Annotated in this window: 14 protein-coding genes and 1 tRNA gene; 6 read left to right on the forward strand and 9 right to left on the reverse strand. The window is 71.6% G+C overall.

The features are described from left to right. Positions 1-61: 61 nt before the first annotated feature. From AC1C2W_RS11850 to AC1C2W_RS11885, 8 genes are read right to left on the reverse strand one after another with little or no spacing between them, the layout of a single operon-like run. On the reverse strand, positions 62-997 hold the full coding sequence (locus tag AC1C2W_RS11850) for an urea transporter (protein WP_495389058.1): 936 nt from the start codon (positions 995-997) through the stop codon (positions 62-64). 14 nt (positions 998-1,011) lie between these two features. After that, on the reverse strand, positions 1,012-2,052 hold the full coding sequence (locus AC1C2W_RS11855) for an urease accessory protein UreD (protein WP_495389059.1): 1,041 nt from the start codon (positions 2,050-2,052) through the stop codon (positions 1,012-1,014). After that, positions 2,049-2,684, reverse strand: a complete 636-nt coding sequence (gene ureG / locus AC1C2W_RS11860) for an urease accessory protein UreG (protein WP_495389060.1) — start codon at positions 2,682-2,684, stop codon at positions 2,049-2,051. Before ureG ends, AC1C2W_RS11855 begins: the two co-directional genes overlap by 4 nt. A gap of 58 nt (positions 2,685-2,742) precedes the next feature. Next, positions 2,743-3,438, reverse strand: coding sequence for an urease accessory protein UreF (locus AC1C2W_RS11865; RefSeq protein ID WP_495389061.1), 696 nt, complete (start codon positions 3,436-3,438; stop codon positions 2,743-2,745). An 8-nt stretch (positions 3,439-3,446) separates the two neighbouring features. After that, positions 3,447-5,171 (reverse strand): urease subunit alpha, encoded by a 1,725-nt coding sequence (ureC, locus tag AC1C2W_RS11870; protein WP_495389062.1) that lies wholly within the window; start codon positions 5,169-5,171, stop codon positions 3,447-3,449. Beyond that, positions 5,171-5,656, reverse strand: a complete 486-nt coding sequence (locus tag AC1C2W_RS11875) for an urease subunit beta (RefSeq protein WP_495389063.1) — start codon at positions 5,654-5,656, stop codon at positions 5,171-5,173. The genes ureC and AC1C2W_RS11875 overlap by 1 nt, the downstream gene beginning before the upstream one ends. Positions 5,657-5,707: 51 nt before the next feature. After that, complete coding sequence (locus AC1C2W_RS11880; protein WP_495413179.1) at positions 5,708-6,613, reverse strand: sirohydrochlorin chelatase; 906 nt, start codon at positions 6,611-6,613, stop codon at positions 5,708-5,710. 3 nt (positions 6,614-6,616) lie between these two features. Continuing rightward, positions 6,617-6,922 (reverse strand): urease subunit gamma, encoded by a 306-nt coding sequence (locus AC1C2W_RS11885; RefSeq protein WP_495389065.1) that lies wholly within the window; start codon positions 6,920-6,922, stop codon positions 6,617-6,619. Between the two features lie 443 nt (positions 6,923-7,365). Here AC1C2W_RS11885 and AC1C2W_RS11890 point away from each other — a divergent pair, with 443 nt between their 5' ends. The 6 genes from AC1C2W_RS11890 to AC1C2W_RS11915 all read left to right on the forward strand — a co-directional run bounded on the left by AC1C2W_RS11890 (position 7,366) and on the right by AC1C2W_RS11915 (position 12,822). Continuing rightward, a complete protein-coding gene (locus AC1C2W_RS11890; protein WP_495389066.1) occupies positions 7,366-10,620 on the forward strand; it encodes an FUSC family protein in 3,255 nt (1,084 codons plus the stop codon). A gap of 47 nt (positions 10,621-10,667) precedes the next feature. Then, positions 10,668-11,186 (forward strand): universal stress protein, encoded by a 519-nt coding sequence (locus tag AC1C2W_RS11895; RefSeq protein WP_495413180.1) that lies wholly within the window; start codon positions 10,668-10,670, stop codon positions 11,184-11,186. Then, the gene (locus AC1C2W_RS11900; RefSeq protein WP_495389068.1) at positions 11,186-11,659 is read left to right on the forward strand and encodes a fluoride efflux transporter FluC; all 474 of its coding nucleotides are present in this window, start codon (positions 11,186-11,188) and stop codon (positions 11,657-11,659) included. Before AC1C2W_RS11895 ends, AC1C2W_RS11900 begins: the two co-directional genes overlap by 1 nt. Beyond that, entirely contained in the window at positions 11,656-12,033 is a 378-nt protein-coding gene (gene crcB / locus AC1C2W_RS11905) for a fluoride efflux transporter CrcB (RefSeq protein ID WP_495389069.1), read from the forward strand. The genes AC1C2W_RS11900 and crcB overlap by 4 nt, the downstream gene beginning before the upstream one ends. A 68-nt stretch (positions 12,034-12,101) precedes the next feature. Beyond that, a tRNA-Gly gene (locus AC1C2W_RS11910) sits at positions 12,102-12,175 on the forward strand. Between the two features lie 110 nt (positions 12,176-12,285). Beyond that, positions 12,286-12,822, forward strand: coding sequence for a nitroreductase family deazaflavin-dependent oxidoreductase (locus tag AC1C2W_RS11915; protein WP_495413181.1), 537 nt, complete (start codon positions 12,286-12,288; stop codon positions 12,820-12,822). Here AC1C2W_RS11915 and AC1C2W_RS11920 read toward each other — a convergent pair. Then, complete coding sequence (locus tag AC1C2W_RS11920; RefSeq protein ID WP_495413182.1) at positions 12,767-13,519, reverse strand: AraC family transcriptional regulator; 753 nt, start codon at positions 13,517-13,519, stop codon at positions 12,767-12,769. The two genes, AC1C2W_RS11915 and AC1C2W_RS11920, sit on opposite strands and share 56 nt — an antisense overlap. Positions 13,520-13,535: the final 16 nt, after the last annotated feature.

The following is a 13,535-nucleotide window of genomic DNA, read 5'->3' on the forward strand; positions in this document are numbered from 1 at the left end:
GGCCGGCCCGCAGCCCGGCCGACAGTCCGGCCGACAGTTTGGCCGACCGCTCAGCGACGTGTCACGGACGCTTCAGAGCGGGCACGAAGGTGGCCACGACGAGCAGGATCCACGTCGTGAGGATGTACGGCCACGTGTAGTGCGGCGCGCTGGTGAGGTCGGTCATGACGAGCGTGACCACCGCGGTCACGATCGCGCCCAGCGCCGCGTAGAGCCACGACGCCGTGCTGCTGCGCAGGAACGTGACCGACAGGGCGATGGCGGTCAGCACGCCCGAGTACCCGGCGAGACCCTCCGCGATCGTGCTCGAGGTCTCCCCGAGGGCGAGCGCGCACAGGCTGCCGATCACGCTGCCCATCACGGCCGCGAGCCCGACCTTCCACGACGCGATGAACAGGCCGAGCAGGATGAGCGCCCCGGCCCAGATGCTGTTGACGAGCACGACCTCCGAGACGTTCGTGAGCAGCGATCGCAGCACCGACTCCCCCGTCCCGTCGGTGACGTGCTGGGGCGTCGAGGACACGTGCAGGCTCGTCGTCGACATGTAGACGATCCCCGCGACGGTGCAGAACGGGGCGGTGGTCGACGGGAGCCCGAAGCGCGCGAGGGGGCGCGAGGCGAAGAGCCACCCGAAGAACCAGGTCACGGGCCCACACACGAGGCCGCCGATGACGGCCAGGGCGTACGACCAGCCCTGGTCCCCACCCATCGCGGTGAAGACGGCGGCGCCGAGCAGCGCACCGTTGAAGCCCTGCATGCCCATGGACAGGGAGTCTGAGCCCACCCGCAGGACCACGCCCGCGAGCGTCGAGGCGACGGCTCCGATGACCACGAGCACGGCCATCTTCCAGTCCGCGACGACGAAGGCCGCGAGGATCAGCAACCCCGTCCACACGTTGCGCTGGAAGAAGATCTGGGACACCCCGTCAGGAAGGGTCTTGAGCGAGGACACCCATGTGTTCGGTCGTGCCCTCGCTGCGGCTCCAGTCGTCGACATGTCAGCTCCCTGCCTCAGGTCTTCCGGATCTTCGGAGCGTCGTGCCCGGTGAGCCGGCGGCGCAGCGTGCGCCAGGCGGCCGTGGTCGTCCGGAGCACGTCCTGCGTGTCGTCCCCGAGGATGCGGATCCACACCCCGGCGTCGCCGGGGAGCGCGGAGACCCCGACCAGCACGCCGGGCGGCGACGACTCCAGCTCGCGGTGCAGCAGGTCGCTCAGCTCGGCGGCCGGGGCCATGGGGGTCAGCACGTACAGCATGGCGACGACGTCGTGGTCGTCGAGCACCGCGAGACCGCCCGTCGCGCCATCGGTCGGGGTGAGGCGCACGCGGTCGATCGCGACGATCTCGCCGCCCGGGCGACGCACCTCGACGTCCGACGCGAGGACCGTGTACGCGTGCCGCTCCCCACGCGCGAGGCGCCCGCTGACGAGCGTCTCGCCGAGGAGCAGCGTGGCCGAGGGCGCGAGCTCGACGCGCGTGCGCTGGTAGAGACGCGAGTCGGCGAATGCGATGACCGGGTCCGGCAGGTACTCGACGTACGCGTCGTCGTCGACCCGGATGTTCGTCTGGGCCACCGCGTAGTCGTACTCCATGCGCAGCGCGCGCGTGTACGCCGACGTCGTGACGTGCGCCGACGTGCCGGGGCCGAACCCGAGGTCGGTGCGCAGCCGGTCGCCCTGCATGATCCCGGCGCCCGTCGCCATCAGGTAGGTGTACGGCATGTCGGGGCGCGCGAGGTCGTAGTAGAGCGGCCGCATGATCTGCAGCGGCGACTTCTGGTAGTGCTCGACGAGCTCCGTACCGTGCCCCGTCCGGGCGAACTCGAGCTCGAGCATGCCGACCTTCCCGGGGCTGCCGCTGGGCAGGGTGTCGGGCACCCCGCTGTGCCGGCGCACCTCGAGCGGGATGCGGTCGGGCTCGTAGTGGGCCCGCTCGAGCCGGGGCCCGCCGTACCCGGCCGCGGGGCCCGCGCCCCGCAGCGGGACCACGTCGCCACCCCCTCGCGGGTCGGGGCCGCCGGCTGGCACGTCGTCCTCGACGGGCTGGGCGCTCATCGGGCCAACGCGGCGGAGCGGGCGTCCCAGACGGCGAGGATCTCCTCCTGGAGCCGGTCGATGCCCTCGCCCGTCAGGGAGTTGGTCAGCACCACGGGCTTGCCGTCGCGCACGCGGATCGCGTCCGACTCCATGACCGCCAGGTCGGTGCGCACGTACTGCGCGATGTCGATCTTGTTGATGACGAGGATGTCCGAGCTGGTGATCCCCGGGCCCCGCTTGCGGGGCATCTTCTCGCCCTCCGACGTGTCGAGCACGAAGACGAAGACGTCCGCGAGCAGCGGCGAGTACGTGAGCGTCAGGTTGTCCCCACCGGACTCGTACACGATGGTGTCGACGTCGGGGAAGCGCTCGATCATCTCGGCGCCGGCCGCGAGGTTCATGGTCGGGTCGTCGCGGACCGCGGTGTGCGGGCACGCCCCGGTCTCGACGCCGACGACGCGCTCGGGGTCGAGGATGCCCGCGAGCTCGCGGCGCACGTGCTGCGCGTCCTCCTGCGTGTAGATGTCGTTGGTGATGACGGCGGGCTGGCGACCCGCCGCCAGGAGGCGCGGCACGAGCGCCTCCGCGAGCGCGGTCTTGCCGGAGCCCACGGGGCCGCCGATGCCGATCCTCAACACGTTGTCGCTCATTCGTCCACCGTCTCTCTCGTCGGTCTGATCTCGGGTCGGTGCGGTCTCAGGTGAGACCTCAGCTCGCGAAGAGCCGCGCCTCGGCCCGCTCGTGCTGTGCCGACATCACGTCGGCCATCGGGACGAACCCGCCCATGTCCTCCAGCTCGCGGTCGACCGCGTCGGCCGCCGCCCGGGCGATGACCGGGCCCACGGCGTGCAGCGCGACCTGCACCTTCCGGTGGTCCGCGAGCTGCAGGCGCAGCGCCGCCCCGAGGAAGCTCACGGCGAACGCGGACAGGTCGGACGCGACCGCCTGCTCGGTGCCCACGCCCGCCGCGGCGTACGCGACCGCCGTCGCGACCGGCTGGCACCCGGGCGTCTCCTTGGCCACCACGGCCCGGCCCCACTCCGTGAGGCCGGGCCCGCCGATCGACTCGAGCGCGATGTCCGTGAGCTGGTGACCGCTGCGCACCGACGCACGACGCATCTCGGCGTTGAGCTTCGTGGCGAACAGCATCCGGTCCACGAGCCGCACGCGCTCCCAGTCGTCGGCCTGCGCAGCCTCGTGGGCCCGGGCGAGCGCCGTGGCGTCGCCCGGGCCTACGGAGTGCAGCAGCAGGCCCCGCAGCAGCCCCTCGACGCCCGCCGGCTCGACCTCGTCCGCCTGGCTGAAGCCCTCCAACCCGTGCGACATCGTGTAGAAGCCGCTCGGGAACGCGGAGTCCGAGAGCTGGAGGCTGACCAGGAGGTCTCGTACGGCGGCCGACGACATGCCCGGCCTCAGGCGAGGAAGAACAGCTGGGACATGGGCAGCGAAGCGGCCGGCTCGATGTGCGCCCGCTTCCCGTCGAACGTCACCTTGTACGTCTCGGGGTCGACCTCGATGACGGGCGTCTCGCCGTTGCGGACCATGTGCTCCTTCCCTATCCCCCTGCAACGGCGCACCGGCAGCACCTGGCTCTTGATCCCGAGCTGCTCCGGGACGCCCTTGTCGATCGCGGCCTGCGACATGAACGTGACGCGGGTCGCCTGCTGGGCAGGGCCGAAGGCGCCGAACATCGGCCGGTAGTAGACGGGCTGCGGCGTGGGCAGCGACGCGTTCGGGTCGCCCATGAGCGCCCAGTTGATGAGGCCGCCCTTGACCACCATCCGCGGCTTGACCGCGAACGAGTCGGTCGGCCAGAGCACGATGTCCGCCAGCTTGCCGTCCTCGAGCGAGCCGATGTAGTCGGCCACGCCCTGCGTGATGGCGGGGTTGATCGTCACCTTGGCGAGGTAGCGCAGCACGCGGAAGTTGTCGTTGCCCTCGGTGTCCTCGGGCAGCGGCCCACGCTGGTCCTTGCTGTGGTGCGCGGTCTGGAACGCGCGGGTCACCGACTCGCCGATCCGCCCCATCGCCTGAGAGTCCGACGAGAACATCGAGAGCACGCCCTCGTCGTGCAGCACCGTCTCGGCCGAGATGGTCTCGGCTCGCACGCGCGAGTCCGCGAAGGCGACGTCCTCCGGGATGTCGTGCGCCAGGTGGTGACACACCATGACCATGTCGAGCAGCTCGTCAACCGAGTTGACCGTGTACGGCAGCGTCGGGTTCGTCGACGACGGCAGCACGTTCGGGTAGCCCGCCGCCTTCATGATGTCCGGCGCGTGCCCGCCTCCCGCACCCTCCGTGTGGTACGTGTGAATCGTCCGGCCGTCGATCGCCGAGATGGTGTCCTCGACGAAGCCCGCCTCGTTGAGGCTGTCGGTGTGTATCGAGACCTGGACGTCGTACTCGTCGGCCACGGACAGCGCGTTGCGGATGACGGCGGGCGTGGAGCCCCAGTCCTCGTGGACCTTGAGCGACGACGCGCCGGCCTCGATCTGCTCGACGAGCGCAGCGGGCAGGGATCCGTTGCCCTTGCCGTGGAAGCCCATGTTGACCGGCATCTCCTCGGCCGCCTGGATCATGCGGTGGAGATGCCACGCGCCGGGCGTCGTCGTGACGCCGTTCGTCGCGTCCGTCGGCCCGGTGCCGCCGCCGAACAGCGTGGTGATGCCGTTCGACAGCGCCGCCTGTGCCTGCTGCGGCGAGATGTAGTGCACGTGGCTGTCGATCGCTCCCGCGGTCGCGATGCAGTGCTCGCCCGAGAGGACCTCGGTCACGGCGCCGACGACGAGCCGCGGGTCGACGCCGCTCTGCAGGTGCGGGTTCCCGGACTTGCCGATGCCGACGATCCGGCCGTCCTTGACGCCGATGTCGCCCTTGACGACACCGAGGACCGGGTCGAGGACGATCGCGTTGGTGATGACGAGGTCGAGCGCGCCCTGGGCGCTCGTCGCCTGCGGGTCGGCCGCCATCCCGTCGCGGGCGGACTTGCCGCCACCGTAGACGACCTCGTCGCCGTAGTGCCCCTCGTTGTAGTCCTTCTCGATCTCGATGACGAGGTTCGAGTCGGCGAGGCGGACCTTGTCGCCCGTCGTCGGCCCGAAGAGATCGGTGTACTGCTTGCGCGAGACGATGGCCATCAGCTCTTCCCCTTCCCGCGGCTGCCGCTCTTGCGGGCCGTCGGCTTGCTTGCCGCAGGCTTGCCTGCCGTTGACTTCTTTCCCGCCGGCGTGCGTGTCGGCTTGGCGGTCGGCCTGCCGTCGCTGAACTGGCCCTCGTGCAGGCGTACCAGCGAGTCGATGCGGGTCTGCCGTGCGTCGAGACCGCCGTCGACGAGGTTGTTGAACCCCACGGCGTGCCGCGTCCCGGCGTATGCGGTCAGCGTGACGTCGCGCGTGTCGCCCGGCTCGATCCGTACGCCGGTGCCGGCCGGGATGTCGAGGTGCATCCCGTAGGCCTTCTCCCGCTCGAAGAGCAGGGCGCGGTTGACCTCGAAGAAGTGGAAGTGGGACCCGACCTGCACCGCGCGGTCTCCCGTGTTGCTCACGGTGATCGTGACGGTGGGGCGACCGGCGTTGATCTCGATGTCGTCGCTCAGGTGGTGGTACTTGGGGCTGCCTAGCATCGTTCTTCCCTCCGCTGCGCGGGCGTGCATGACGCCGCGCGGACCGTTCGGTCAGTGGTGCGAGGCGAGGACCTCGTCGTGAGAGGCGTCGGGTGTGGACGTCTCGTGCGCCTCGTCGTGGTGGACGTGGGTATGGGCGGGTGCATGGGGGTGCGGGTGGTCGTGCGGGTGGTCGCGCCCCCCGCCGCCCTCCTCGAACGCGTGCGAGTGGGCGTACCCGTGCCCGTGGTCGGCCTGGAGGCCGGTGGCGATGCCGTCGTGACCGTGGGACAGGTCGTGCAGCGCGGCGTCCACCCGCTGCCCGACGACGTGGAGCAGGCCCTGGCGGGACACGAGCGGCCCGTACCAAGAAGCGTGCTCCGCCTCCCCGAGGCCGGCGGGCGCCGCGCGGGCGAACCCCGCAGGCACGACGACCACGTCGTCGGACCCCAGGAGGCGCGCCCGCCGGGCCGCCTCGGCGAGGTCGGCCCCGGCGTCGTAGGACGCCACCTCGACCTGGGCGACGCTGCCGTGCGTGCGCACGAGGTGGGCGACGCGGTAGAGCTCCGCGTCGTCGAACGGATTCGCCGCCGGTGCGGCGACGACCATCCCCGTGGCCGGACCGTGCGCCGCCACCTGGGTCGCGGCCCGCCGCAACCATGCGACGAGGTGGTCGATCGTGCCGAGGCTCGCGCCCAGCGCGACCCGGCCTGCGCCGGGCCCTGACGCGACCCAGGCGAGCGCCTTCGCGGCGTCCGCGACCATGACGGGGTCGCGGCCCCATGTCATGGGCAGCACCGCCACCGGGCCGTCCCCCGCCGCGAGCAGCCCGATCACGGCCTCGTGGAGCGGCCGGCCGGCCGGGGTCGCGACGGCGCCCGGCAGGGCGTCGAGGAGCGGCTCGAGCTCGGCCCCGCCGGCACTCTCGTGCCCTCCGACGAGGATGATCCGAGCGGTGCCCCCCGGCGTCGACGGCATGCCTCAGGCCGCCACGGGGTCGTGGCAGGAGACGAGCTTGCTGCCGTCGACGAACGTCGCCTCGACCTGGAGCAGTGCGAGCCGCTCGCGGACGCCCGGCATGCAGTCGCCCTCCCCGACGACGTGCTTGCCCAGCTCCATGCACTCGGCGACCGACTTGCCGTCGCGCGCCGCCTCGAGGATGGCCTCCGAGATGAGGGCCTGTGCCTCGCTGAGGTTGAGTTTGGTGCCCCGCTCGCGGCGACGCCGCGCGAGGTCCGCAACCTGGTAAACCATCAGTTTGTCGATCTCTCGTGGAGTGAGGTTCATGGCCTGCCCGACTTCCGGAAAGTAACGGCTGGAACGATACGAACCAGCCCTGACGTGTCGTCTTTCGAAGATACCTGGGCCGCCCCGACCCACAACCGGAGAAGGAACACACGGCTCTGACCAGGGCATTCACTGTTAACCAGTCACCGATTCCGCATTGTCGGTGCCTGGTGAAAACTCCTGCTAGCACGGCAGAGAAACCGTCCCGCGGCCTTTCGCAGGACGGGGGCGGTGCGCTCGTCTACCGTGGGCGGGTGGAAACCGTCTGGTTGATTCTCGGGATCGTTATTCTGGCCGCGACGCTTCTCGACGTTTTCCTCACGGCGCTCAACTATGACGAATCGGGCTTTATCGCCGGGCGCGTCTCAAGCCTGCAATGGCGGGGCCTGCGTCGGGTGACCCGACGCATGTCGAGGCGCTGGCGACCGGTCGCACTGCGTCAGGTGACGGGCCTGCAGATCGTCGGGGTCGTCGTCGTATGGCTGTTCGGGGTCATCCTCGGGTACGGGCTCATCTACTACGGGCTCATGACAAGCTCCTCATTCTCCGCATCTGGCACAGATGCCGCATTCAATTTCTTCGGCGCCTTGTACTTCAGCGCCGCACAGCTCGCGACGGTCGGCGGGTCCTATCTCACCGCCGAGACCGACGTGCTGCGCTTCCTCAGCATCGCCGAGTCCCTCACCGGCGTCGTCCTCGTCTCCCTGATCCTCACCTTTCTGCTGGGTGTCTACTCGGTCATCGGCGACCTCAGCGCGCTGTGCACCCGGTTCTTCAGCGCCGAGCGCGGCGCCGGGTCCCCCGTTGCGAGCCTCGGTCCCTACTTCAACGACGGGCAGCCCAGCGGCCTCGACGGGCACCTCGACGGCATCGCCGGCTCCTTCGCCTCGTACAGCGACGGATTGCGGCTGCACCACTCCGCCTACTACTTCCAGAGCGGTCGGGACCGGTTCGCACTCCCGTACGCGGTGCGCATGCTGGGCGGGACGCTGGGCGCGGTGCGCTGGGGCCTGCCGTCCGGGCACCCCGCCACGACGCAGCCCGGGCTCGTGCCCCTGACATTCCAGTTCCTCGAGTTCGGCGAGTACCTCGAGCGCACCGCGCACTGGAAGAGCGTCGGCGTCCCCGAGGTGGTCGGGCCCGAGGAGTTCGCACGCCTCGTCGCGGACCCGCACCTGCGCGACGAGTGGGTCGCCCGGTTCGTCGCGCTCGACCGCGACATGGCCGCGCTCGCGGGCCTGACGCCGCTCGCCGACGTCGACGACGCCTACCGCCGGTACGCGCAGTGGCTGCCCTTCGCCTACCGCGCGCAGCAGATCACGCTCGCGGTGAGCCGCGACCTGGACTACCAGCCGATCATCATGTCGGACACGCCCGTCTCGATCCTGCACGCCGACGACTTCGCCCTGCGGAGCCTCGCGGAAGAGCAGCCGGTGCCCACGCCCCCGCCCGGCCCGCAGGACACGGAACCGCACAGCCACCTCTCCCGGTGGCGCACGTTCGTCGGCCGGCACATGTCGCTCGTCGACCCGGGGCACGCCCGCCTGCGCGCGGCCGTGCGAGCGGCGACGGCGGCAGCGGCCGCCGTCGCGTCCCTCTACCTGCTGTTCGACGCCCTCGGGGAGAACGCGGTCCAACCGGCGTTCTTCGGCGGCTTCGTCGCCATGCTCAGCACCGGCATCTCGGGCGACAAGACCGTCCGCGGCCGCAAGGTGACGAGCCTGCTCGTCGTCGTGCCGGTCGCGCTCGTGGTGCTGCTCGGCGCGCTCGCCTCGGGGTCGTTCGTCTGGACGAGCGTGCTGCTGATGGCGGTCGCCCTCGTGAGCGTCGGGGCGGGACGCTTCGGCCCGCGCTGGGCATCGATCGGCCGCGTGACCTTCATGTCGTACTACTTCGCCCTCATCCTGCGGCTCGAGCTGTCGGACGTGCTGCTCTTCACGGCGGCGGCGGTGCTCGGTACCGCCTGGGCCTACCTCCTCAACCACGTGGTGCTCGCCGAGCGCCCGCGCAGTGTGCTGCGCCACGGGGTCGAGAGCTTCGGCGAGCGCCTCGTGACGTCGATGGACGCACTCGTCGACGCCGTGTCATGGGCCCGGTGGGACGTGGACGTGCGCAAGCGCGTCGCGCTCGACACGCGCCAGCTGCACCGCGGTGCGTCGTTCCTCACCGGGCAGCTGACCGGGGAGCCGGGCGCCACCGGCGTGGACCGCGCGCACGGCGCGCTCCTGCGCCTGCGGGTCTTCGACACCGAGCTCGCCGCCGTGAACCTCGCGGTCGCGGCGCGCGCCGTCACGGGCACCACCGTGCAGCTCGAGCTGCGCGGGCGGCTCGCAGGCCGCCTCGAGCTCCTGCAGGCGCACCTCCAGGCGCTCGTCGACCTCCCGCCGGGCGACGCGGCACCGCCGTCCGCACCCTGGCCCGACGAACCTCCCCCAGCCACCTGGCCGCCGCAGGCGCGCGCGCTGCACCACGCCACTGACGAGCTCTACCGCGCCACGACCGCCCTGCGCGACGCCGCGCTCGCAGCGCTCGACCCCGAGGCGCCGCCGTTGACGCGCCCCGACACCGACGACCTCGCGGACGCGGACCAGCTCGCACGGCTCGAGGAGCCGGCGCCCACCGCGGCGTCCGCCGCGGGCGGCCGGCGGCTCGCACCGCCGACGCGGCGCGCGGTGCAGGCGGCCCTCACGACGGGCGCCGCGCTCCTGATCGGCGACGCCGTGTCCGCGACCCATCAGTACTGGGCGGCGCTGGCGGCGTACCAGGTGCTCGGGGGCACGGACGGCGAGACCTTCGTCAAGGGGGCGCAGCGCATCATCGGGACCGTCTTCGGCGCCGCCGCCGGGTTCGGGGTCGCGATCTGGACCGGAGGGGACCCGGCCGTCATCGTGCCGCTGCTCGCCGTGGCCGTCTTCGCCTCGACGTATTACCGGCCCGTGTCGCCGGCCGTATCGATGTTCTGGACGACCATGATCTTCGCGCTCATCTACGAGTTCCTGGGGCGCCTGACGACGCTCGCGCTCGAGATCCGGGTGCTCGAGACCCTGATCGGTGCCGCGGTCGCCCTGCTCGTCGCGTGGCTCGTCCTGCCGACGCACACACGCTCCAAGCTCGACCACGACATGACGACGCTCGTCACGGACATCCGCGTCGTCGTCCTCGCGAGCCTGGGGCGCCTGGGCGGGGACACGGAGATCTCGAAGACCGCGATCGAGCGGCGGCTCCTGAGCCTCGACCAGCACGTGCGCCAGGTCAACGTCACGGCCGCTCCGCTGCGGCGCGCGTCGGGCTCGCTCGAGGTCGGCGGCATCGAGTCGCAGCTCACGGCCGTGTGGTCGCTGACGTACAACACGCGCCGCCTGGTCCGCGCCGTCGAGCAGGCTGTGGACGAAGGCGTGGGCCCTGGAACCGAGGACTGGCCCGGGCTGCGGCGCCTCACGGGCGACAACCTCTCGGCGCTCACCGTGGCGCTCGCCGGCAAGCTCCCCGGGTCGGTGCACGACGACCTCGACCTCGGGAGCGAACCCGGCTCCGCCGAGCCGCCCGCGCGTCCGGAGGACGCCGTGCTGCGTCAGCTCGAGTCCATCAACCAGACCACCCTGCTCCTGCTCAGCACCATCTCGCCGGGCGCCGTGAGCGCCGGCAGATCCTCCGACGGGGCGGTGCCGGCCGGCACGGCGTCGCCGGGCGCAGGCTGACAGGCGCTCGAAGGGCATGGCCGGAGGGTCGGCCCTACGCTCGGGGCATGGGAGAGAACAGCGGGTTCGATCCGCAACCAGTTGTCCTCGGCGTCACCCCCGGGCAACCCGACCACATCCTGCACGACGCGGCCCGCTTCGCGACGCAGTTCGGCACCGAGCTGATCTGCGCTTACGTGAATGCGGGGCGGTTCGCGGTGTCGGAGGGCGCGGACGGGCAGATGACCTCGTCCTCGATCGACCCGGACTTCCACGACACACGCGAAGACGAGTTCGACCCCGCGCTCGCGGCGCACCTGGCCTCGGTGCTCGACCGGAGCGGCGTGCGGTGGAGCACCCGGCTGCTGGTGGGCGACACCGCCCAGGCCCTGGGCCACCTCGCGGAGACGGTCGACGCGGCGATGATCGTCGTCGGCACGCACGAGCGCGGGTTCGGCGGCGGCGTCCAGGAGTTCTTCAACCGGTCGATCGCGGTGCACCTCGCGCACCGCCAGAACCGCCCCGTGGTGGTCGTCCCCGCCCGGCCGGCGGGTGTCGAGTCCCCCCTGCCCTGGATGTCGGACTGATGGCCGCGGAGGCCAGGCCCAGCTACCTGCGCTGGGCCTCCATCGGCATCGTCATGCTCGGCGGCGCGTTCGGGGCCGCAGGTCGCGAGGGCGTGACGCTCGCGGTGCCGGACATCGACGAGCTGCCCATCGCGATCCCGATCGTCAACATCGTCGGGGCATTCCTGCTGGGCTACCTCTACGAGGCCGTGGCCCGCCGCCTGCCCGACGACCCGCTCGGACCCCGGCTCAAGCTCCTCCTCGGGACGGGCTTCTGCGGCGGCTTCACGACCTACAGCTCGCTGGCCACCGACACCGCGGTCCTGCTCGACAAGTCACGCGTCGACCTCGCCCTGATCTACGTCCTCGCGACGGTTCTGATCGGTGCGGTCGCGACCTTCACCGGCATCGTCGTGGCGACCAAGGTCAACGCCCGCAAGCAGACCGCCGACCAGACCGCCGACCATTCGACCGACCAGGGGGCGACGCGATGACCCTCGGTGTCTTCCTCCTCCTCGCGGTCGCGGGCGGCCTGGGCGCGGGCACGCGCTTCGTGGTCGACGGGCTCATCCGCTCCAAGATCAAGACCGCCTTCCCCTGGCCCACCGCGATCATCAACATGACCGGGTCGCTGGTGCTGGGCGTCCTCACGGGCCTGGTCGTCAGCAAGTTCGCCTCGACCGACGTCAGCGCGGTCATCGGGACGGGCTTCCTGGGCGGCTACACCACGTTCAGCACCGCGAGCTACGAGGCCGTCCAGCTCATCAAGCAGAAGCGCTACGGCACGGCCCTCGCCTACTCGATCGGCATCGTCGTGGTGTGCGTGGCGCTGGCCTACCTCGGCTACCGCTGGGGCGCCGCCCTCTGACGCGGGTTCGAAGCATCCGCTCGTGTTGGGTATGCTCGGGGCGCGCACATCGTCTACGGTGCTGCTGCGCGGGTGTAGTTCAATGGTAGAACTTCAGCTTCCCAAGCTGATAGCGCGGGTTCGATTCCCGTCACCCGCTCCACCACGAGGGTCAGATCAGAGCAAGCGCTCAGGTCTGGCCCTTCGTCGTGTGCGGGCGCGGTGGAGTCGTGCGCAGGCGCGGTGGATCAGGACGGCGGTAGGTTCGCGCGCATGAAACTCGCCTCCCGCGCGTTGCACACCCGGTGGTTCGTCCGCGCCCCGATCTGGCTCTTCCGCGCCGGGCTGGGCTTCCTCGCCGGCGGGCGGCTGCTGATGATGCAGCACCGCGGGCGCACCAGCGGGCAGCGGAGGTACGTCGTCCTCGAGGTCGTCGCGCGCCCGGCGCCGGATGTCGCCGCCGTGGTCGCCGGACTCGGGCCGCGGTCGCAGTGGTACCGCAACGTCCAGGCCGACCCGCGCGTGCTCGTCTCGATCGGGACGCGGCGCGACGCGCAGGCGCGGGCGGTCGTCCTCGCGCCCGGTGACGGCGCCGCCGTCCTGCGCGCGTACACCGCCGCCCACCCCGGCCCCTGGGCGCAGCTGCGCCCGGTGCTCGCCGAGTGGGCCGAGCCGCTCGCCCGCGAGCGCGGCGAGCCCGACTGGCTGCGCGTGGTGCCCGTGGTGGAGCTGCGGCTCGCGGCACCTGGTTCGGTCAGGGGAGAAAGCTGGCCCGGTACTCCGTCGGCGTACGGCCGGTCAGCTCCCTGAAGGCGGCGTTGAACGCCGACAGCGAGGTGTACCCGACCCTGAAGGCGATCGTGGTGACCGGGGTGTCTCCCGCGGCGAGCTCCTCGATGGCGCCCAGCACCCGCATCCGGCGCAGGACCGCCCGCCAGGACATGCCGGCCTCCTCCTCGAATCGCCGGGCCAGCGACCGCGGCGCGAGGCCGACCTCGGCCGCCAGGTCCTCGAACCGGACCTCACCGCCGCGACGCTGCTCCGTCAGCTCGAGGGCCCGGCGCAGCTCCGGTGATCGTCCCGCCGGCACGACGACCGGGCTCGGCTGCCGGGCGAGCCGCCAGGTGACCGCGGCGAGCGCGGCGAACAGCGTCTCTGCGTACGCCGTGAGAGGTTCGTCGTCCTCGCCCCACGTACGGCACTCGGTCAGGAGCGCGCGTGCCAGCGGGTCGAGGTCGAACACGGTCAGGGGCGCCGGCGGCGGCGGGGCGAAGCCGGTGTCGAACAGGATCGACGCGGTCGTCACCGGCCGCGGGATACTCACCCGGATCGGCTCGCCCGCCTCGATCAGCGCGGCCCGCGCCGGCGGCAGCAACCACGCCTGGCCCTGCGCCTCCAGCCGGAGGGTCCCGGCCGAGGCGCAGAGCAGGTAGTGCCGGTCCACGCACAGGTCGCGAGGGGGCTCCGGCGCGAACGTGCGGACGAAGCTGTACGCCCCGCGGGTCATCGACGGTCTCGCACAG

Source organism: Isoptericola sp. Y581 (assembly GCF_059445475.1).